The 21,136-nt window shown below is 42.6% G+C and carries 19 protein-coding genes; 9 read left to right on the top strand and 10 right to left on the bottom strand.

Annotation, left to right across the window (positions count from 1 at the left end; translation table 11 throughout):
* Positions 1-20 precede the first annotated feature (20 nt).
* Positions 21-1,460 (bottom strand): alkaline phosphatase, encoded by a 1,440-nt coding sequence (phoA, locus tag HMPREF9444_RS04460; RefSeq protein ID WP_009143170.1) that lies wholly within the window; start codon positions 1,458-1,460, stop codon positions 21-23.
* Positions 1,461-1,695: 235 nt separating this feature from the next.
* Positions 1,696-3,786, bottom strand: a complete 2,091-nt coding sequence (gene ligA / locus HMPREF9444_RS04455; protein ID WP_009143169.1) for an NAD-dependent DNA ligase LigA — start codon at positions 3,784-3,786, stop codon at positions 1,696-1,698.
* A 68-nt stretch (positions 3,787-3,854) separates the two neighbouring features.
* Here ligA and HMPREF9444_RS04450 point away from each other — a divergent pair, with 68 nt between their 5' ends.
* Positions 3,855-4,004, top strand: a complete 150-nt coding sequence (locus HMPREF9444_RS04450; protein ID WP_156791213.1) for a hypothetical protein — start codon at positions 3,855-3,857, stop codon at positions 4,002-4,004.
* A gap of 116 nt (positions 4,005-4,120) precedes the next feature.
* Here HMPREF9444_RS04450 and HMPREF9444_RS04445 read toward each other — a convergent pair whose 3' ends face one another.
* Positions 4,121-4,840, bottom strand: a complete 720-nt coding sequence (locus tag HMPREF9444_RS04445; RefSeq protein ID WP_009143167.1) for a cell division protein ZipA C-terminal FtsZ-binding domain-containing protein — start codon at positions 4,838-4,840, stop codon at positions 4,121-4,123.
* A gap of 281 nt (positions 4,841-5,121) precedes the next feature.
* On the opposite strand from HMPREF9444_RS04445, the gene cysZ reads away from it, so the two are divergent.
* The 4 genes from cysZ to HMPREF9444_RS04425 all read left to right on the top strand — a co-directional run bounded on the left by cysZ (position 5,122) and on the right by HMPREF9444_RS04425 (position 9,213).
* Positions 5,122-5,889: a sulfate transporter CysZ gene (cysZ, locus tag HMPREF9444_RS04440; RefSeq protein WP_009143166.1), complete on the top strand. Its 768-nt coding sequence runs from the start codon at positions 5,122-5,124 to the stop codon at positions 5,887-5,889.
* 3 nt (positions 5,890-5,892) lie between these two features.
* Positions 5,893-7,557 carry a putative PEP-binding protein gene (locus HMPREF9444_RS04435; RefSeq protein WP_009143165.1) on the top strand — a complete coding sequence of 555 codons (1,665 nt, stop codon included), beginning with the start codon at positions 5,893-5,895 and terminating at the stop codon, positions 7,555-7,557.
* A gap of 2 nt (positions 7,558-7,559) precedes the next feature.
* A complete protein-coding gene (locus HMPREF9444_RS04430; RefSeq protein ID WP_009143164.1) occupies positions 7,560-8,096 on the top strand; it encodes a PTS sugar transporter subunit IIA in 537 nt (178 codons plus the stop codon).
* Between the two features lie 169 nt (positions 8,097-8,265).
* Positions 8,266-9,213: a DMT family transporter gene (locus tag HMPREF9444_RS04425; protein WP_040909215.1), complete on the top strand. Its 948-nt coding sequence runs from the start codon at positions 8,266-8,268 to the stop codon at positions 9,211-9,213.
* 1 nt (position 9,214) lies between these two features.
* Here the strand turns inward: HMPREF9444_RS04425 and HMPREF9444_RS10515 are convergent, their stop codons facing one another.
* The 7 genes from HMPREF9444_RS10515 to HMPREF9444_RS04390 form a co-directional block, all read right to left on the bottom strand.
* On the bottom strand, positions 9,215-10,228 hold the full coding sequence (locus tag HMPREF9444_RS10515) for a putative ABC transporter permease (protein WP_009143162.1): 1,014 nt from the start codon (positions 10,226-10,228) through the stop codon (positions 9,215-9,217).
* A 157-nt stretch (positions 10,229-10,385) separates the two neighbouring features.
* The gene (pntB, locus tag HMPREF9444_RS04415) at positions 10,386-11,891 is read right to left on the bottom strand and encodes a Re/Si-specific NAD(P)(+) transhydrogenase subunit beta (protein WP_009143161.1); all 1,506 of its coding nucleotides are present in this window, start codon (positions 11,889-11,891) and stop codon (positions 10,386-10,388) included.
* A 24-nt stretch (positions 11,892-11,915) separates the two neighbouring features.
* The gene (locus HMPREF9444_RS04410) at positions 11,916-13,448 is read right to left on the bottom strand and encodes a Re/Si-specific NAD(P)(+) transhydrogenase subunit alpha (RefSeq protein ID WP_009143160.1); all 1,533 of its coding nucleotides are present in this window, start codon (positions 13,446-13,448) and stop codon (positions 11,916-11,918) included.
* 271 nt (positions 13,449-13,719) lie between these two features.
* Complete coding sequence (rimI, locus tag HMPREF9444_RS04405; protein ID WP_009143159.1) at positions 13,720-14,190, bottom strand: ribosomal protein S18-alanine N-acetyltransferase; 471 nt, start codon at positions 14,188-14,190, stop codon at positions 13,720-13,722.
* Entirely contained in the window at positions 14,187-14,510 is a 324-nt protein-coding gene (locus tag HMPREF9444_RS04400) for a hypothetical protein (RefSeq protein ID WP_009143158.1), read from the bottom strand. Before HMPREF9444_RS04400 ends, rimI begins: the two co-directional genes overlap by 4 nt.
* A 3-nt stretch (positions 14,511-14,513) precedes the next feature.
* On the bottom strand, positions 14,514-14,891 hold the full coding sequence (locus HMPREF9444_RS04395; protein WP_040909214.1) for a VOC family protein: 378 nt from the start codon (positions 14,889-14,891) through the stop codon (positions 14,514-14,516).
* A 32-nt stretch (positions 14,892-14,923) separates the two neighbouring features.
* On the bottom strand, positions 14,924-15,652 hold the full coding sequence (locus tag HMPREF9444_RS04390; RefSeq protein ID WP_009143156.1) for an MBL fold metallo-hydrolase: 729 nt from the start codon (positions 15,650-15,652) through the stop codon (positions 14,924-14,926).
* Between the two features lie 145 nt (positions 15,653-15,797).
* On the opposite strand from HMPREF9444_RS04390, the gene yddG reads away from it, so the two are divergent.
* The 4 genes from yddG to HMPREF9444_RS04370 all read left to right on the top strand — a co-directional run bounded on the left by yddG (position 15,798) and on the right by HMPREF9444_RS04370 (position 21,120).
* Positions 15,798-16,679 (top strand): aromatic amino acid DMT transporter YddG, encoded by an 882-nt coding sequence (yddG, locus tag HMPREF9444_RS04385; RefSeq protein WP_009143155.1) that lies wholly within the window; start codon positions 15,798-15,800, stop codon positions 16,677-16,679.
* Between the two features lie 931 nt (positions 16,680-17,610).
* Positions 17,611-18,288, top strand: a complete 678-nt coding sequence (locus HMPREF9444_RS04380; protein WP_009143153.1) for a response regulator transcription factor — start codon at positions 17,611-17,613, stop codon at positions 18,286-18,288.
* Complete coding sequence (locus HMPREF9444_RS04375; protein ID WP_009143152.1) at positions 18,273-19,343, top strand: sensor histidine kinase; 1,071 nt, start codon at positions 18,273-18,275, stop codon at positions 19,341-19,343. Before HMPREF9444_RS04380 ends, HMPREF9444_RS04375 begins: the two co-directional genes overlap by 16 nt.
* Before the next feature lie 223 nt (positions 19,344-19,566).
* Positions 19,567-21,120: an ArnT family glycosyltransferase gene (locus HMPREF9444_RS04370; protein WP_040909222.1), complete on the top strand. Its 1,554-nt coding sequence runs from the start codon at positions 19,567-19,569 to the stop codon at positions 21,118-21,120.
* The last annotated feature ends 16 nt before the right edge of the window (positions 21,121-21,136 follow it).

Raw genomic sequence — 21,136 nt, 5'->3', positions numbered from 1 at the left:
TTTTTGTGGCTTAATTTTTATTAGAGCTGAAGTACATTCTTAATGGTGAAGAATACGTCAGTCTGATCAGTCAAGCCTAAGACGTTCAAGGCACCCGGGCCGTAAGCGGCGATACGCAGCTGTGCACCGGTATGGCCGGTATCATTTACGTCTTCGCTATTGGCATAAGAGATGCTCATCGGAGCGCCGTCAGCGGTCATAACAGCCTGAGTGTAGCCCATGGAATGAGCGTCAGGGTAAACAATCTGGGTTGAGTGAGCGTGGTCGGCGGTTACGATAACCAAGGTGTTGCCGTCAGCCTTAGCAAAGTCCATTGCAACTTTAACGGCTTCATCCAAATCCATGGTCTCACCGAACTGTCCGCAAGGATTTGAAGCGTGGGCTTGTTTATCAATTGAAGCACCTTCAACCTGGAGGAAGAAGCCCTTTTCGTTAACTTTCAAAAGATCGATAGCTTTTTGAGTCATCTGAGCTAAAGTCGGCATGCCTTCACCGCGATCATTAACTTCGCACTTTACAGGAGGAAGATCGAGGTTGCCGCGTAAAGTTGCCTGCGGGCCCTTCAAACGGATCGGCATGTTGCCTTCAGAGAACAGGCCAAGAAGCGGTGCATCCTGATTGGCAACGGTGACGGCGTTCATTTCATCAAGGTTGGTAACATAGGTGTAGCCTACTGCCTTAGCCTTTTGCTCCAAGGTCTGACCTTTAAATTCTCCTGCCTTGATGGTTTCGGCAAAAGTTGCGCGGCCGCCGCCTAAAGTTACGTCAGGGCGTAAATCGATAAGCTGCTCGGCAATACCGCCCTTGCCGCCGTTTTCCAAAGCGTTTTCAGGGCACAGCTCGGAGGTCTTCTTAGGACCGTAGCACTTACGGGCAACTACGTGGGCAATCTGAGCTGCCGGAGTTGCGTCTTCAATTTCAGCGGTTGAAACGTCACCGGTTGCCATTCCCTTGGCTTTAGCAAGCTCAAGTAAAGAAACATGCGGTTTGCCGTTTACGTCAACACCGATTGCGCCGTTATAGGATTTAACACCGGTTGACCATGCAGTTGCAGAAGCTGCAGAGTCGGTTACATAGTCAGGCTTCTTGGTTTCTTTATTTAAAGAGTAATGAGTGTACTGACCGGTAAAAGGAAGTGAATCAAGGCCTTCAAACATGCCGCCGGCGCCCTTGGCAAAGTTGCGGGCTGCGGTAATTTCGCTGTCACCCATACCGTCACCGATTAAAAGAATGACGTTCTTGGCGTGTTTTTTCTTAGCTAAATCAATAACAGCCTGATAATTATCGGTCATATCACCGGTTAAGCGGCGGGCACCTGCATACTGGGTAACATCCCCCAAAGCAGCACGAGTCATAACGGAAGAAGAATCAGTATTTCCGGCATTAGCTGCAGTGCAGGCAGTAAAAGCGGGAGCACATACGGCAACAGCTAAAGCTAAAACGATCTTATTTAATTTCATATCTTTAACCTCAATTTTTTAACTGAGGCTAATTTAAAAAAGTATTGTTAAATCAAAAAGCGTTGATTGTTAAGAATAAATTAAATTTTAATTTTTTTGTCTTTTTGTCATCGGAAAAAGCGTCTTTTTGTCTCACCTAAAAAATTAAAAAGCATAAAGCCTTACGCCCAAAATAAAGGCGGCACATATTTTGTCGTGCCGCCTTTAATAAAAAACTTAAATATTAAAAAATTAATTAAGCTTCACTTAAACCGTGCTCTTTTAAAAGTGCGATAAAGTCATCCTCTGTCATCACTTTTACGCCCAGCTCCTGCGCTTTTACAAGCTTTGAACCGGGATCCGCTCCGGCAATAACCGCATAAGTTTTCTTTGAAACCGAGCCTGAAACCTTTGCTCCGAGACTTTGCAAGAGATTTTTAGCTTTATTTCTGTCCATAATTGACAAAGTACCTGTTAGAACATAAGTCTGACCCATTAGCGGCATAGACTGAGCCGTCTGCACGCTTGCCTGCGCACAGGGCAAAAGCGTAAGACCTGCCGAAAACAACGGAATATCTGCAGATGGAACCAATCTTTCGATAATATCAAGGTTATGCGGCTCTTTAAAAAAGTCATAGATATGATTTGCCACCACAACACCGATATCGGGAAGCTTCATTAAATCCTCAACGCTTGCGCGCATGATGTCATTTAAAGTCTCAAAATGAGTTGCCAAAGTAAGCGCCGTGGATTCGCCAACCTCTCTAATGCCTAAAGCATAGATAAAACGGTTTAAGGCGATAGTGCGGGACTTTTCGATAGCGGCCTTTAACTTTTTAGCCGTAATCATGCCTAAAAGGCGCGGCTTACGCTCAGGCGAACCGTCATCAAGAACCAATGAAGCTAAATCATTTTCACCAAGAGAATAAAGATCGGCAATTGACTTTACCTTGCCGCTTAAAACCAGCTGCTCGACGATGCGATCGCCAAAGCCTTCGATATCCATGGCGTTGCGGCTTACGAAATGCAATACGCTCTCCCTAAGCTGCGCCGGGCACACCAGACCGCCTGAACAGCGCGCTACCGCCTCGCCCTTAACTCTTTCAATAAGTGAGCCGCACTCGGGACATTCGGTCGGGAAAACGATAGGCTTTACCTTATCTTTCTCACGTCTTTCAAGCACTACCCCTGCCACCTGCGGAATAACGTCGCCCGCGCGTCTTACGATAACGTAATCGCCAATCATAAGATTTAGGCGTCTTATTTCATCTTCATTATGCAAAGTGGCGTTTGAAACCGTAGCTCCGCCCACATAAACAGGATCAAGACGGGCAACCGGAGTTACCGCTCCGGTTCTTCCGACCTGAAACTCAACATCCAAAAGACGCGTTATTTCTTCCTCAGGAGGAAATTTATAAGCAATCGCCCACCGCGGAGTACGCGCGGTAAAACCCATATCTTCCTGGACGGGAATGGAATTTACCTTAAGAACCACTCCGTCTATGTCGTAATTAAGACCGGGACGCTTTTGCAGAATATCATTATAAAAATCGCTTAATCCTTTAATACCGTATACTTTCTTTATAAGCGGATTTACCGGGATCCCCCAGCCTTTGACGCTCATGAGTCTGTCATATTGGGTATCCGGAAGTTCGTTACTGCACTCACCTATATAATAAGCATTAAAAGTAAGCGGACGTTTAGCCGTAATTTTTGAATCAAGCTGACGCAAGCTTCCTGCCGCGGCATTGCGCGGATTGGCAAAAACCTTGCCGCCGTTTTGTCTTGCCCTTTCATTCCACTTTTCAAAACCGTCGCGCGGCATAAACACCTCGCCGCGCACATCAAGATATGAAGGAACGTTTTCTCCTGAAAGACGCAGCGGAATCGCCTTGATGGTTTTAGCGTTTTCGGTTATGTCCTCACCGACGCGGCCGTCACCGCGAGTTGCGGCTTTTACCAAAAGACCGTTTTCATAAATTAAAGAAACAGCTAGACCGTCAAGCTTGGGCTCAGCGCAATACTCAACCTTCTCTTCATGCGTAAAATCGCAGATCCTTTCATTAAAATCATTAAGCTCGGAAACAGAGAAAATATCGCCAAGTGACAAAAGCGGCACGCGGTGCGTGACGCTTGCAAAAGCCGAGAGAGCCTGTCCGCCCACGCGTCTTGTCGGAGAGTCAGGCGATATGATTGTCGGATCTGCCTGCTCCATGATTTCAAGCTGACGATAAAGACGATCGTATTCACTGTCGGTAACAATCGGATCATCATCAACATAATAGGCTTTGGCGTAACGGTTTAATAATGCAACCAGATCTTTATAAGAATAGTTTTTCTCGCTCACGGCTTTTCTCTTAATTTTTTATGAAGTTAATTAATTTCTCTAATTTTAAGCTATTTAGCCTTGGTTTGATGTCAAAAATTCATATAAAGAAAATAAGGGCAATTGCGAATGCGCCGCAAAGATATAACACGGATTTTTTAGGAAAGAAAAAGGCGGCAATTAAACAAACAAGAATAAGACAAACGCCTGATGCCGGAAAAAGCCACAATAAAAAATAACAGATTAAATCTTCTGCATTTAATTAATCTAAGCTTTACCGCTAAAGCAAATGCTCCAAAATAAAAATCCCTGCACTAAACAGGGATCTTCTAAATTCAACGGATTGGATTTTTTATTAGATTGATGCAGGCATATCATCATAATCAGAAGGATCTTTACCGGCATCATAAGCTGCTAAAGCCTCTTCCATCTTGTCAAAATCTTCATCAGTAATGATATTGTGATGATTGTCCTGAATAGTTCCGCCTAAATTCTGGGCAAAAAGATTGGCGGCCATGCGCATGGCTCTTATATAGGCAACGCCTTTACCGCGCTCAGGCAGATTCATGAACAAAGCCATCGCGGGAGTGGTAAAACCGCGCATATCCTGCGGGAAAGAATACGGAGCTTTTAAAGAGCAGATACGGAAGACTTCGTTTAATCTGCGGCTCGGATCTTCATAAACATAATAGATATCCATATTGCCGCGCACAAAGCCGTATTCGTTCATTAAACTTTCAATTTCGGTTCCGACAAAAGGACGATCGGCATTGGCTACGACATTAAAATCATAGCTCTTGCGTACGCTAAGCTCTTCATTCTCAATCTCTGCGTTATCTTCAGATCCTGCTTTTGGAGAGTCTTCAATTTGAATCTTTGAAGTTTCGGCATCGGCGGTTACAATGCGTACTTTTCCGACATTTTTAGCATCCAAAATCTTGGCGTCATCCCCGTTATCTTTACGCAATCTACGATTGCCGGCCTTTTCGGAAAACCACAAACCGTGAATAACAAAAGCAATGATCGCGATTGCACCGATAATAAGAATTACTGCGCTTACTGTGCTTAAAGACATCTTAAAGCTCCTACATCCATATCCGTAATAATTATATAGAAAATTAAAAAAAACTTTTAATTTAAGCGTAAATAAACTTTATGGCGCACAATATTTTAAAAACGGCTTTTTTAAAACAAAAAAACTGTTTTTCGCTTAACGTTAACTTAATAAACACAATTAAAGCCGTTTATTTTTAGCTAAAACGCTAAAAAATTCCTATTTGCGATCCTGAAAAATTAGAGACCGCCAATTTTGAGTTAAAATTTAAGAAATTTAATAATAACGATTGAGATTTTGCGATGTTCAAAAACAGCATTAACCAGGAAATCTCCATTTCCGATACCTTAAATCATCTTATAGACGGCGTTAAAATCGCTTTTTCCAAAGAATGCCGCGCTTTTGTCATTATTCCTATTATCATTAACATTTTCGTCATGTCGCTTGGCGGATACTTTATTTTTTCTTATTTAAACGATTTTATTTTCGGACTGGCCGACAATTGGCCTGATTTCCTGAAATTCGTGGCATATATTCTCTCCACTATTCTTGCCATTGTCTTAGGCTTTGTCGGATGCTACTTTTTCTCCACCGTAGCGACCATCATCGCATCCCCCTTTTACGGCTTTCTTTCCGACAAAGTCGAGAAAATGCTTACCGGCAAAAACGCCAATGACGATACCGTAATGGATGCGATAAAGGATGTGCCCCGCATCTTAAAGCGTGAAGCGCAAAAACAGATCTTTTTCCTGCCTCGCGCCCTTTTATGCCTTATCATCACCATTATCCCGGGGCTTAACGTTATATCCCCAATTCTCTGGTTTCTGCTTACCGCATGGATGGCTTGCCTTCAGTACTGCGACTATGCCTATGACAATCACAAAACCGCTTTTGCCTTAATGCGCAAGGATTTACGTGACAATAGGCTGTCAACCTTCATTTTCGGCATGATTGTCTCCATCGGCATTTCCATTCCCATCATCAATCTTATTTTGCCTCCGGCAGCCGTTTGCGCCGGTACCAAATATTACTTGCAGATACAAAAAAGCTTTACGCTTGATAAGGAGTAAATTATGTACACCTTAAACGGCATGACCGTATCAGAAGGCGTAGGCGCCGGCCCCGCGTTAATTATGAATAAGGCCGTAAGCTTTGATTCTCAGGATGAAGAAAAAGTCTTTGACAGTGAAAGTGAAATCGCTAAATTCAAAAAGGCCAGCAACGAATTTGCCACAAGACTTCATCAAGTAACCGCAGGGCCAGCCCCTGACTCGGTTCGCGACTTGTTCGGTGCTGCCGCAGGATTTATTACCAACTCTAAAAATGTTGACGCGATTATCTCTTTAATTCTCAGCGGAGCATCTGCAGCCAAAGCCGCAAAAATCATTCTTTTTGAAAATTTAAAAGCATTTGAACACAGTTCCGACCCTGAGTTAAAAGCCCAGGAGCGAGAATTAAAAGCTCTTGCCAAAGAGTTTATTTCCACTTTGACACAATCTGACTCAGGAACTTTTGAAGTTCCGACTTTAACCGTTCCGACAGTAATTGTCGCAAGCGATCTTACGCCCGCCCGCTTTTTGTGCTTAAGGACGGATTTAGTCAGTGCGGTAATTTTAGAAGGCGGTCTGTCGTCAGGACACCTAGGAACCGTGCTGCGCGAACTGCATATCCCGTCTATTTTCTCGGTCATCGGGGCCACCGGAATTAAAAACGGCGAACAGGTTTTAGTCGACGCCAATAACGGCGTCGTCATGGTTGAACCGCCGTCGGATACCGCCTTTGAGCTTTTGCATGAAAACAATCCGATTAATGACGATCTTGAAGATGATTCGCTGCTTAATATCACGGTAGCTCCTTCCATCGGTGCCACGCGCGAACTCAACCTTTCACCCTCGCTTGCCTCTCACGGCCTTGGGTTGCTGCGCTCTGAGTTTTTATTTTTAGGCAACGCTAAAGAGCCTACCGAAGATGAGATGATTGAAATCTTCGCGCCGCTTTTTGACAAATTCCCTAAAGACAAGCCGCTTTCTGCCCGTACCTTTGATTTTGCCGGAGATAAAAAGCCGCTCTTTGCGGTTAAAACCGATGATAAAGGACCGCTTTTAGGATACGGAGCCAACGTCGGCACCGAGCTTTTAAAAACCGAAATAAGAGCATTGCTGCGTGCCGCGGTCGATCGCAAACTTACTCTGGTTTTTCCTCTGGTAACAAGGGTTAGCGAAGTTAAATACTTAAACGACTTATGCTCAATGTGCATTGACGAACTTAATGAAGAGGAATTGCCGCACGGCGACGTCAGCACGGCGCTGATGATTGAAACCCCGGCTGCGGTATTATCCGCATCGGCCTTTGCCAAAATGTCGTCAAGATTCTTCATCGGAACAAGCTCCCTTGCCCAATATGCAAGCGCCCCGCGTGTTCCTGACGTCTCGTTTACCCCGGCTCTTGCCAAAATGATTGCCATGGCCTGCAATGCCGCGGCTCAAGCCGGAGTTCCAGCAGCAATAGCAGGACGCTTTGCCGCCCGCGTGGATTTGCTGCCGTTTTTCTTAAACTTAGGCGTTAATTACATCACGGTAGATTCTTACTCAATTCCCAAAGTAAGAAGCGCGATTGAACGCCTTGATCTCAACTCGGCAAATGACAACTACTCCCCTAAGCTCTATGAGCAAATCATGGAGCTTGCAAGCGGTAGAGAGCTTGCCGATCTTATTAACAACCTTAACTTTACGGTGTGATCATGTCCTTTTTGTCCAATCTTTTTCACTTTCATCAAAGCGAAGACAGCGCGGATCTCACCCTGTACGCTCCGGCTTCAGGAACCCTATTGCCTTTATCCGAGGTTCCTGACATCGTAATTTCAGAAAAAATTATCGGCGACGGCGTTGCTATCATGCCTGAAAGCGAAACGATTTACGCTCCGTGCGACGGTGTAATCGCCCGTCTTTTATCCTCAAAATCGGCTTTTTCCATCCGAACTGCCTTAGGTCTTGAGGTTTACGTTTCTTTTGGCATCGGCTCAATCGAACTTGCCGGAAAAGGATTCAGCTCTGAAGTTAAAATCGGCGATACGGTAAAAAAAGGCGATCCTATTTTGCAGGTAAACAGTGCCGCAATTGCCAACAAATTAAAATCAACAGTCATTTCCATGATTGTCGTAAGATCCTCTGGCGATATCGAGAAACTTACCTCAGCAAGCGGCTCTTGCGTTGCTGCAAACACGCCGTGCGTGTGGGTTAATCTAAAGCACTCTGACGAGAAAGAGACAACCTCCTAATACTTTAAGCCAAAAGAGAAAAGTTCTTATTAATACCGCAGCCTAATGCGGTATTTTTTGCACCTTTTTGGAAGATTTTTCAGCTTTTGCACAAAGTTAATTTTTAACTTCTAGAATATTGAAAAAACTTATTAAGAAACTTCTCTGTAAAATAAAAAGCTGCAGCATCATGAATTCAACAGCCAAAGGTTATATCTGCGGAATTATCGCAGCTTCATGCTACGGATTAAGTCCTTTTTACGGCGTCAGCTTAATGAATTTAGGAATGAATGCCGCATCCGCCCTGTTTAACCGTTTTGCTCTTGCGGCAATAATTTTGTTGATATTGATGATATTACAAAAAAAGCCGCTTAATATTTCCTTAAAAGAATTTAAAGTCACAGCGATACTGGGCTTTTTATTTGCCGCTTCAACACTTACATACTTTATCGCTTTTCATTATATGAGTGCAGGCATTGCCGCTACCATTTTGTTCATATATCCGGTCATGGTGGCTGTCATAATGGCGATATTTTTTAAAGAAAAAATCACCCTGCTTACGATTTTATCCATCACTTTATCTTTTGCCGGGATTGCCATGCTGTATTTTGGTGACAACTCAGGACAAGTAAATACCGCAGGCGTCATTTTGGTTTTAATTTCAGCACTTACTTACGCTCTTTACATTATTGTCATCAATCGCTCGGGCATTGTCATGTCAGCAGAAAAAATGACTTTTTATGTGCTCCTTTCATGTCTTGCAACTATATTCATCTATACCCTGTTTGATTCCGGATCTTCGCTTATGCCGCCCCAAAGCTTCCCGATGTGGGGATACTGTCTGATGCTGGCTTTGATACCTACAATCATTTCTCTTAATTTGATGACAATTGCCGTAGAAAGCGTCGGCTCCACTCCTACTGCGGTAATGGGGGCGCTTGAACCTCTTACCGCCGTAATTATCGGCTGTCTTGTCATGCACGAAAGCATGACCTTGCACCTTTTTATCGGTATTGTTCTGATATTGATTTCCGTTGGACTAATCATCGTCGGAAAAACCTTTAAAAAGCACAGCATCAAAATCATCGTTGATGAAGTCGAAAAGGAAATCATTCGCCACTGGCGCTGGAAGTTATAGTCTATTTGTGACTGCCCAAAGATCGCAGAGCATCAAACTCCTGCGGAAATTGTTTGGAAAAAGATCCGGGATTGCGGGCTATAAGCTTTACAGCCGTCTTATAATCTTTTTCCGTAAGAGCTGCCATATTCCACTCGGCAATCTTAAGATGACGCTTGAAGGAATTGATCTCATCTTTCATCACGGTAAATTGATTTGCGGTAATAATCTTTTTACCTTTGAGCTTTTCTAAATGCTCAAGGCATACATCCGCTTTTTGATTTAAGTAATTGACTAGATTTAACAAATTGCCGCGATGTTTGGCAATTGCCGTCATCATGCGAGCCTTTTTGCTTAATTTTTCCCGAACATCAAAGCACGGTTTTTCTTTTTCCAAAACAACATTGCCAAGATTTTGCTTTAGTTCGTCTGATGCAAAGGCTAATTTGCCAATGAAATTATTTATATCATCGCTTAATTTATCCATGACTGAATTATTGGCATGGATGTCTTTAAGCAATGTCTTGACGCCGCTGGCGTTTTTAAAGGAATCGGCAAAATCGTAAGTAAAAATTACAGTCAAAACCATTGCGCTCCAATCCAATAATTTAGGACTTAGAGCCGATATCGCTTTTTCAATTTCAGGATGCAGAAAATACACTAAAAATAAAGCAAACAGCCCCCAAACTATTGAACACTCTGCACATATATAGCCGCCGACATTGGCAAAGCAATTGCGGTAATCCCACAATCGCAGATGAAAAAAGCGATCAAGCAAAAAGCCTGTCAGAAATTCCAAAATTGAAGCTGACAGCATTCCCAAAACAAAAACGATAAATTTGTGCTCATAGTGGGGCAGCGTGATCTGCAAAATGATAATTGCACCAATGCCGTAAATCGGCAAATAAGGACCGTGCAAAAAACCGCGATTAATAAAAAAATGCTGTTTTACCCCTTCATAACATACTTCCCATATCCATCCGAGTACACTGTAACAAAAAAAGAACATTATCCATTGGCTGTGAGAATAATCCATTGTTTCACCTGCTCTTAAATTCTCCTCCGTTATACTCCATTCCTTTCCTGTTTTTTGCGCCTTACCCTTTTTAGGGCAAAAAGAAACCTTCGCAATATCACTACTGCGAAGGTTATTTCTATTAATGATTAAACCTAAAAACAGGTCAACGCATTAATTATTTATCAAGATCTGCAACGATCTCTTCAACGGTCTTCTTGGCGTCACCGAAGCACATTGCAGTGTTATCCTTGAAGAACAACGGGTTCTGTACACCGGCGTAACCTGCGTTCATGGAACGCTTGAAGACGACAACGTTGCGAGCCTTCCAAACCTCGAGTACCGGCATGCCGGCAATCGGGCTGTTCGGGTTCTCTAAAGCTGCAGGGTTTACGGTATCGTTAGCGCCGATAACGAGTACGGTATCGGTGTTCTCGAAATCGTCATTGATTTCATCCATTTCAAATACGATATCGTAAGGAACCTTGGCTTCAGCAAGCAATACGTTCATGTGACCGGGCAGACGACCTGCAACCGGGTGAATGGCAAAGCGAACTTCAATGCCGCGAGCCTTTAATTTCTCGGTTAAGGAAGCGACAGCAGCCTGAGCCTGGGATACGGCCATACCATAGCCCGGAGCGATAATGACGGAGCTTGAATTCTTCAAGAGTTCAGCAACTTCATTAGGCTTTAACTCATGATACTCGCCCATTTCCTCATCGCCTGATGCTGCAGCACCTTCGTTGCCGAAGCCGCCTGCGATAACGGAAATAAAGGAGCGATTCATAGCCTTACACATGATGTAAGAGAGAATAGCACCTGAAGAACCTACCAAAGCACCGGTTACGATAAGGAGGTCATTGCTTAACATAAATCCTGATGCGGCAGCGGCCCATCCTGAATAGGAGTTAAGCATGGAGATAACGACCGGCATATCGGCACCGCCGATTGCGGCAACCAAATGTACACCAAAGACCAAGGCAATAAGAGTCATGATGACAAGCGGAACGATGGAAGCCTGAGAGGCGGCCATGAACCAAATCATCAAGAACAAAGATACAACCAAGGCAGCTAAGTTAAGCCAATGACCGCCCGGGATAACGAGAGGAGCGGACTTGAAGACTCTTAACTTATAAGTACCGTTTAACTTGCCGTATGCGACGATAGAGCCGGTGAAGGTTACGGCACCGATGAAAATGCCGAGGAAAATCTCAACTAAGTGAGTGTTGAGCTCGGCACGGGACATGGTGGTACCGACATTGGCGGCAGCCTCGCTTGCGGCAGCCATAATAGCGGCAACCTGAGCTTCGGTAGCACCGACCGGAATGGTTACGGTCTCAGGAGCTACGGCACCTAACTCTAAGAAAGTGTTATAACCGACCAAAACAGCAGCCAAACCTACGAAGCTGTGCAAGCAGGCGATAAGCTCCGGCATCTGGGTCATAACGACTTTGCGGGCAACGTAGATACCGATACCGGCACCGATTGCCATGGCGACGATAATAAGGATAAAGCCTGTGGGGGTCTCAACCTGGGCAAAAGTTGCCAGCAATGCAATGGTCATACCGACCATGCCGGAGAAGCATCCCATTTTGGCGGTTTCCTGCTTGGACAATCCGGCTAACGCCATGATGAACAGCAGTGCGGCCAAAATATAGGCCATATGAACAATTCCGAATTCCATTTTTCTTATATCCTCCGACCTACACTACTGCTTCTTGAACATTGCCAGCATGCGGCGTGTTACGGCAAAACCGCCGAAAATGTTGATTGAAGCGATGAGCACGCCGATAAAGGCCAAAATACCGATAACGACACTGCCCGAGCTTACCTGCAACATCGCGCCGACCACAATAATGCCTGAAATAGCGTTAGTGACCGACATAAGCGGAGTATGGAGGGAATGGGTAACATTCCAAACTACGTAGTAGCCTACGACGCAGGCCAATACGAACACGGTAAAGTGCGGCAAGAATTTCTCAGGAGCAAACAAGCCGATAAGAGCGAAAGCGACAACCAAAATGGAGACGCAGAATCTCTTAAGCTTAGGAGAAACCTGTTTTTGCTCAACTTTCTTAGGCGGCTCGGCAGGCTTTGCTGCAGGAGCTGCTGAAACGCTGATCTTAGGAGGCGGGAAGGTGACCTCACCGTCTTTGGTAACAGTCATATTGCGCAGAACGACGTCTTCAAAATCAATGTTGATCTGGCCGTCTTTGTTCTTGCACAAAAGCTTCATCAAGTTAACGAGGTTAGTTGAATAAAGCTGTGAAGACTGGGCCGGCAGACGAGCTGCAAGATCGGTATAACCGATGATCTTAACGCCGTTGTCGGTAGTAAATACCTGACCTGCCTTGGTCAACTCGCAGTTACCGCCGGTAGCGGCTGCCAAGTCAACGATTACGGAGCCTGATTTCATGCTCTCGACCATTTCCTTGGTGATAAGGCGAGGAGCAGGCTTACCCGGAATTGCAGCGGTGGTAATGATAATGTCGACTTCTTTAGCCTGTTTTGCAAAAAGCTCCATCTCGGCTTTGATGAATTCATCGGACATTACCTTGGCATAACCGTCTGATGAGCTGCCGTCTTCATTCTTAAAGTCAAGCTTCAAGAACTCACCGCCCATGGACTTAATTTGATCGGCTACTTCAAGACGGGTATCAAACGCGCGAACGATTGCGCCCAAGGAGTGAGCTGCACCGATAGCGGCAAGACCGGCAACGCCGGCACCGATTACCATTACCTTTGCAGGAGGAACTTTACCTGCTGCGGTAACCTGACCGGTAAAGAAACGACCGAATTCATGAGCAGCTTCGATTACAGCGCGATAACCGCTGATGTTGGCAGTTGATGACAAAGCGTCAAGAGCCTGGGCGCGGGAAATACGCGGAACCATGTCCATAGCAAGGACATTGACCTTCTTGGCGTTTAATGCTGCGACTAAATCTTCATTCTGGGCAGGACGAATAAAGCTTACAAGGGTCTGACCTTCTTTTAACAGCTTAACTTCATCTTTATTGGGAGCATTTACTTTGAAAATGATGTCACTGTTCCAAACATCGTTGCCTTTGGCGATCTTTGCGCCGGCAGCTTCATAAGCGGCATCATCAAAGCTGGCGGCAGCACCTGCCGCGCTCTGAACTGCTACTTCAAAGCCCAACTTTATAAGTTTAGTTACGGTATCGGGAGTGGCGGCCACTCTGGTCTCACCGTGTAAACTTTCCTTTGGAATACCTATGAGCATGGCTTAATCCTACATTTATTAAGGCTTTAAAGCCTTTGTTATAGTCAATAGTCACTAGACAGAACAAATGTCTGATTCTACAAATTAATTATTATAAACGCTTAAAAGTTAGATATGGTCCAGCGCGCGGCAAAAGGATGATGTGTATCGCAATTATGAAAAGAATAATGCACGAAAAGTGCACAAAAATAGACACGAATCTAATTTGATATATGAAAGATAACAACGGTGAAAAAGAATAAACCGTAAAATTTCCGCAGACCTTATTAAATTAAAGTTCTGAAACCATGGTATAAGCATCTTCAGCAGGTAAAACTGCGGTTTTAACGTAATAGTTTTTACGTATGCCGGTTTTTTTAAAACCGGTCTTTTCATATAAGGAAAGAGCAGGAAGATTTGAAACTCTTACCTCTAAAAAACATTTTTTAGCCCCGCGCTTTTTAACTTCAGATAAAGCCGCTGACAAAAGGCTTTTGCCAAGGCCTCGTCCCTGAAATTCAGGCATAATTCCGATAGTTAAAAGCTCGGACTCATCAAGCACCGTCTGCATAACTGCAAAACCAACGAGCTTTTTATCTAAAAAACAGCCTATAACGATATTGCCGTTAAAACTTTTTGCAATACCGTCAAAAGTCCACGGCGATTTATGCGCGCTTATTTCGATAGCGTAAAGTTCTTCAAGAAGATCCTTTGTAGGCTCTTCTTTAAGGACCTTGCATTCAATTAATCTTGAATCCGTCACAATCTGCCCTTAAAGCGTTCTTTTAAAAAGTTCCACAATTCTGCCTTGTCTTCATTTAAATAAAACACGACAGCATCTCCCTTGACCTTAGTTCCCATGCGAACCAGCACAACGCAATTTGCGTCATATTCCGCATCTTTAACAAAAGCTGCGGTTTTAATGTTTTTACTTAAAAGAAACTGATTTAATCCTTTAATGTAGGGAAACTCAGCTTCCATATCAATATAAACGTCAGATAAAGGCATGGAAGGTCTTGTTAAAGCACACTTAAAATTTACTCCGGGTTTTACTTTCCAGCTTATTCTTGAAAAATCAGGCATTGCTTATTTCACCGGTAAAATTTCAATCCAGCAATCATCCGGATCGTGAATAAAATAAAGCCCCATCTTCTCATTTTCATAGCACACACAGCCCATTTCTTTATGAAACTTGCGTACTTCATCATAATCACCTTCAACGCGCAGGCACAGATGACTCTCATTGTCGCCAAGCTCGTATGGCTCTTTTCTGTCTTTAAGATAAGTAAGTTCTAAAGAAAAAGAGGTAGCTTCATCACCTAAATAAACCAAGGTAAAAGATCCGTCGGATGCTTCCTTGCGTCTTATCTCGCTAAGTCCTAAAGCTTTTTTATAAAAAGCGATGCTTTTATCTAAATCCGTAACGTTGATGTTGAAATGATCGAATCTGCCTTTAACCTGCATAACCGCTCCTTGTTTTCTTTTCTGCCAATATTTTACCAAGGCAATGAAAATTTCTGACCGCGCTTTTTAATATTTAAAAGAAGAACATCATGCTCTTTGGCACTTTGCAGAAGTTTTTCATCATCCTCAGGTTTATCCCAAAAGTGCATTGGTGCCAATACCTTAACGTTAAAAGCCTCTAAAAACTGTCTTGCACCTCGGGATTTTTCTTCATGAAGCCTAGGATCTACTGGGAACATCACTAAATCAAAAGACCGTTTGTCTTTTTTTATATATGAAAGTTCATCAAGATATGATTTTTCATATCCCTGCCATTCCTCCTGCGTACTTTCATCCATCCAGTGCCAATTATTAAGATCGCCTGAATGAAAGATCTCTTTCCCTTCAAGATTTACGGCAAAGGAAACTCCGATATCGGTAGAACCGAAAGCTTTCACCTTAATCAGATCATCTTCAAAGCTGCCGCCTTTTCTTAACTTTATATAATCCTGATCTTTTACGTATTTAGAACGCTTACGTGCAATATCTGCCGATAAGATATAAACGATATTGTCTTTCTTTTCTTTAAATTTGAAGATCTCGGGATTGAAATGATCTTGATGAAAATGACTTGAAAACACGTATAAAGGCTCAGGACGCTTTAATAATTCTTCATGGACGAAACCATAATCTTTATCCGTGTCCTCATAATAATCAAAAAGTAAACTTGCCTTATCGCTTAATACCGCAAAACCACTGTGAAATACGTACACAAGTTCCATTAAAAGCCTCTTACAAATCTTTTTCTAAATATAGGCCGTTTCATTTAAACAGATTAATACTTCTTTTTTCAAGAAAAGTAAAAAGACAAAACTACATTTACAAAAGCCAAGCGTAAAATACTCTCGTTTTTTAGGAATAATTCGTATGCAAATATCTCACGGTACTTTAATCGGCATCTGCGCAATTTTATTGTGGAGCACTCTTATAGGGCTCATGCGCATAGTAAGCGACGGGCTTGGTCCCCTTTTAGGTCCGGCTTCAATTTATGCCGTTGCCTTTGTCATTACCTTAATCTGCACGGGGTTCCCGCGTTTATCGTCTTTTCCGCGTTCTTATTTAATTTTAGGCAGTATCCTTTTTGTCGCATACGAAATTCTACTGTCTTTATCCATAAGCTTTGCCGAAAACTCCCGTCAGGCAATTGAAGTTGCTATCTTAAATTATTTATGGCCCGCCTTAGTCGTGATCTTCTCAACCTTTCTTAACCATCAAAAAATACGGATATGGATTATTATCGGGATCTGCTGCTCCATGTACGGGATCTGTACCGTTCTAGGCGGGGAATATGATTTTAATTTAGATGAGATCCTAAAAAATTTAAGTTCAAATCCTTTAAGCTACATCTTTGCAACCGTTGCTGCTTTCTTATGGGCAATCTATTGCTCAGTCACCGCTAAAATTTCCAAAGGACAAACTTCCATCACCTTCTTTTTACTGCTTATCGCCCTCGTGCTTTGGTCTTACGGACTAACATTTAATACCTATGCTGTGAATTTTGATTTAAAAACCGCTTTAGCCTTACTGTGCGCCGGAGCGGCAATCGGTCTTGGCTATGCGGCATGGAACAAAGGCATGGCTTGCGGCAACGTCAGAGTCCTTGCAGTCCTTTCTTATTTCATCCCGATTTTATCGACGCTTGTGTCATCGTTAATGCTCAACACGCCTTTATCCTTTACTTTCTGGAAAGGAGTCCTGTTTGTCTGCTTGGGATCGGTTTTTTGCCTAAAGTCACTTAAAAAGAGCTAAACAACGATTATTAAATTCTTAATATCTTCTTTTAATTCTGTTTTGTAAAAAAGCAGCGTCCAATGATAAGCAATCAGCGGAAGTGCCGCAAAAGGTGACATTTCGGGACTTAAAATTGCATTAAACACCGGTTTGGATTCAGGTCTTACAATTAATGAAATCAAAGAAGTATGAATTCAGACTTACGCCTACTGCGGATTTTCCCGCAGCGTTAATGCGCTAAAAGCTTTCATTAAAACACTCAAAATGCGTAAAGCAAACGGCATTAACAATCCTATCGGCCCTGAATCTACCCCTAGAGAACAATCAAACGATATTTCTTTTGGTGCTGAGAATCAGCGTCATATTTTCTGACGTGAAGCAAGAGTTAGATTCAGTACTCCTGAAAAATTACCTGATAATGCCAATGAAATACAAAAAGAATTCTTTAACTACTACCGTAATCCGGAATGCGGTCAGCACCCTCGTTATGCAGGTATAAGATATACCAGAATACCGGCATTATCCAACTTCTATCCTTTCGCTCAACTAGCAGATATTTCTCCGCGCCCGACGCTGTTTATCGCAGGAGAAAAAGCACATTCAAAATATTTCAGTTAGGATGCTTATAAACAAGCTGAGTTTCCTAAGGAGCTTTACATAGTAAAAAAGCCAACCACGTTGATCTGTATGATCAAATGGATAAAATTCCCTTTGATAAAATTGAACAATTTTTCAAAGAAAATTTAAAATAATATCTAGAAGCTACCGTAAAAATACTTTTGCGGTAGCAAATAATCTTGATTCATAACATACTGCTAATTAAAAACGCTCGACTTCTACTATTGTCATAAAAATCAACCGAACATATCAGATACAATAACAAAAGCGCATAGCCAGTGTTTAAGGCAAAATTTGAGTTAATAAAACACAGCGACATTATTTTAATGAAATGAAACTGTTAATTATCGAAGATGAAAAGGAACTGTCAAACAATATCGTGACGTATCTAAGTTCCGAAAATTATGTATGCGAACAAGCTTTCACCTATGAGGAGGCTCAAATAAAATTGGACCTCTACGACTATGACTGCGTTTTACTTGATCTGATGTTGCCAGGAGGAAACGGCTTAGATATCCTTCGCGATATCCGTCGCCGCCATAATCCGGCAGGCGTAATCATCGTATCGGCAAAAGATTCTTTAGACGACAAAGTGAAAGGATTGGAAATCGGTGCTGACGATTATTTGCCCAAACCGTTTCATTTAGCAGAGCTTTCAATGCGTATCTATGCAATCATCAGGCGCAAAGCTTTTGCCTCAAACAATACACTTTACAGTAACAATATAGAAATAGACCTTCTCGGCAAAACGGTAAAAATAAATGATCAATCTATATTGCTGACAAGGACAGAGTATGAGCTCTTGCTCTTTTTTATAAGTAATAAAAACCGAGTTGTTTCAAAAGCATCCATTGCCGAACACATTAGCGGAGAAATGTCCGACTTGCTTGATAATCATGATTTTATCTATTCGCATATAAAAAACTTAAAAGCAAAACTGGCAAAGTCTGGCATAAAGAGTTGCATCAAAACAGTGTATGGAGCCGGATATAAATGGACGGAAAATTAAAAAGAAAAAGCCTTGCCCAAAAGTTGCTGTTATCTTTCGTCGGCTGTATTGCAGTCTTGCTGTTGCTTGCCTTGCCGTTATTTTATTTTCTAACTGAAAGTTTCTACGCTGAAGACATGATTAATATCATTCAGGCAGTAAACAAAGGCAAACCTATCCCTACGCTTGATCTTGAAGAAGATATAATTCAAGGCGTAATGATTCAATTCGGCGTCATAATGTTGGTACTGGCTGCGGCAATTATACTGACGCTGCGCTTTATCACCGCACGTATGTGGAAACCTTTTGAAGAAACCTTGCGCCGTTTGGAGAGTTTCAGACTAGAAAACGAGGTCCTGCCAACATTACCTGACTCCGATGTGGCAGAATTTGCCCGTCTTAACAAAACATTACAGTCATTGATGCAAAACAGCATCAATAGCTACAAAACGCAAAAAGAGTTTACGGAAAACGCCTCTCACGAATTGCAGACTCCTCTTGCGGTTTTCCAAAGTCAGCTTGATCTCTTACTGCAGCAACCGAAATTGACTAAAGCCCAGGCTGAAATAATACAAAGACTTTACGAAGTATCAAATCGTCTTGCGCGTTTAAACCGCAGCTTGCTTTTGCTCGTCAAAATAGACAACAGGCAATATCAGCAGATGGAAGATATTAATTTATCTTCTTTTATCGAAAAATTAATGCCTTTTCTGCAAAACGTTACCGGCGATGTTTCCCTGCATCAAGAATTTAATAACACTGCATTGACAATCCGTGCCAATCGTACGCTACTGGAAAGTCTTGTGAATAATCTTATCGTCAATGCCGTCCGCCACAATCGACCTCAAGGAGAGATCTCCATTTTCGTCTCAGATAGAGAACTTGCCATATCCAATACTTCAGATGAACCGGCACTTAACGATAAATTAATCTTCAGCCGCTTTTACCGTCCCTCTGAAAAAGTAAAAGGCAATGGGTTGGGATTATCCATTGTAAAAGCCATCTGCGAATATCACGGTTGGGCAATAAAATACCGCTATTTTGATAACAAGCATATTTTTATCGTCACGTTCTAAGTTTCTCCAAAATTTCTCCCAAAAAGGCAACGATGCGGGTCTATCCGTTGCAAAAACTATCTGCAAATATCACGACCGGGCAATAAAATACTGCTATTTTGATAAAAAACATATTTTTATCGTCACGTTCTAAAATTCTCCAAAATTTCTCCAAAATCAGTTCATATACTTGTTTCAAGTATTAAAAAACGGGCTTTTTTATAAACCTGAAAAAAAACTGAGCATGGCAGCGAAATTTTTTGAAAAAAACGCGTATTACATTGTGTTTTGTCTGGCATTATTGCCTATATTGGTTTTACGCGATTTTACCCCGACCAATGAGTTGAGATATCTCAGCATTGCCGATGAGGCTTTGCGCAACCATACATTTTTTTCCTTTACCAATCACGGTGAACCGTATACCGACAAACCTCCGCTCTATTTATGGTTTGTCATGCTAAGCAAATGGCTTTTTAACAGCCATCAAATGTTGTTTTTGTCCTTGGTCTCGCTCATTCCGGCAATTGCAATTGTCAAAATAATGGACAAATGGACAGAACCTGAACTTGGTGAAAATAACAGGAACATCGCAGGAATGATGCTCCTAACGAGCGCCTTTTTTACAGGGCTAGCCGTTACCTTACGCATGGACATGCTGATGTGCCTATTCATAGTCCTGGCACTGCGCTCTTTTTATCAAATGGCGACAACACCCCAACTTGACAAAAAAGCGTCCTGGCTGTTTCCTATTTACATATTTCTTGCCATTTTCACCAAAGGCCCTGTCGGATTGCTTGTTCCCTTATGTTCTACAGTTGTTTTCCTTTTATGGACAAGAAAAATAAAACAAATCGGCAAATATTGGGGATGGCGAACCTGGGGAGTTTTATTAGTAGGCTGCATTATCTGGTTTAGTGCCGTATTCCTTGAAGGCGGAAAAGATTATCTTAACAACCTCCTGTTCCACCAAACCTTGGATCGTGCGGTAAATTCATTCCGCCACCAAGAACCGTTTTACTATTATTGTAAGACCATATGGTATTCCTTGGCTCCCTGGTCATTTCTCGTTGTAGGACTGCTTGTCGCAGCGCTTGGCAAAAGACTTATCTTAACGCAACTGCAGCGTTTTTACTGCACCGTTGCCCTTACAACCTTTATTGTACTTTCGCTTATAAGTTCAAAATTAGAAATCTACATGCTGCCTGCATTTCCGTTTATGGTCTACCTTGCAGTACTGTATTTACCGCGATTTAAAGACAAAGTATGGATAAATATTCTTTTTGCCATACCGGCTGCGTTATTTGTCATAGTGCTGCCCACAGTCATATTCCTCTCATTGTTTAGCGACCTCACTTATTTAAGACATTGGGCGGTTTATGCTGCAGCTGCGATTTTAGCCGCAAGCGGATTAATGGCATTACATAACATTTCTCGGCTGCAAAAAGATGTGTACGTCGGAATACGCATGCTTGCAATCAGCTTTACCTGCACTCTATATATGCTAGGTTGGGCACTCCCTTCCATCAACCCATGGATTGGATATAAAGATTTGTGTCAAACGGCACAGAATATAGCAGAAAGAAAAGAGACAACAAATTTTGCCGCCTGGAACGTTAGAAGAGCCGAAAACATTGATGTCTATTTAGGAAATCCGGTTCAAATCATACCGGATTCAGAAGAAGCAAAAACACACTTACTCCATAACACGGTACTGATGTTGCCCGTAAGCCACTTGAGTTCATTTGAAATCAAAGAGTCTTGGACAGTCGGAAAATATGCCGTCATCTTCCTTGAATAAGGAAAACCGTCTTTGC

The sequence above is a fragment of the Succinatimonas hippei YIT 12066 genome, assembly GCF_000188195.1.
Classification (GTDB): domain Bacteria; phylum Pseudomonadota; class Gammaproteobacteria; order Enterobacterales; family Succinivibrionaceae; genus Succinatimonas; species Succinatimonas hippei.
Note: the sequence above shows the minus strand (reverse complement) of the source record. Positions and strands in the feature narration are given on the sequence as shown.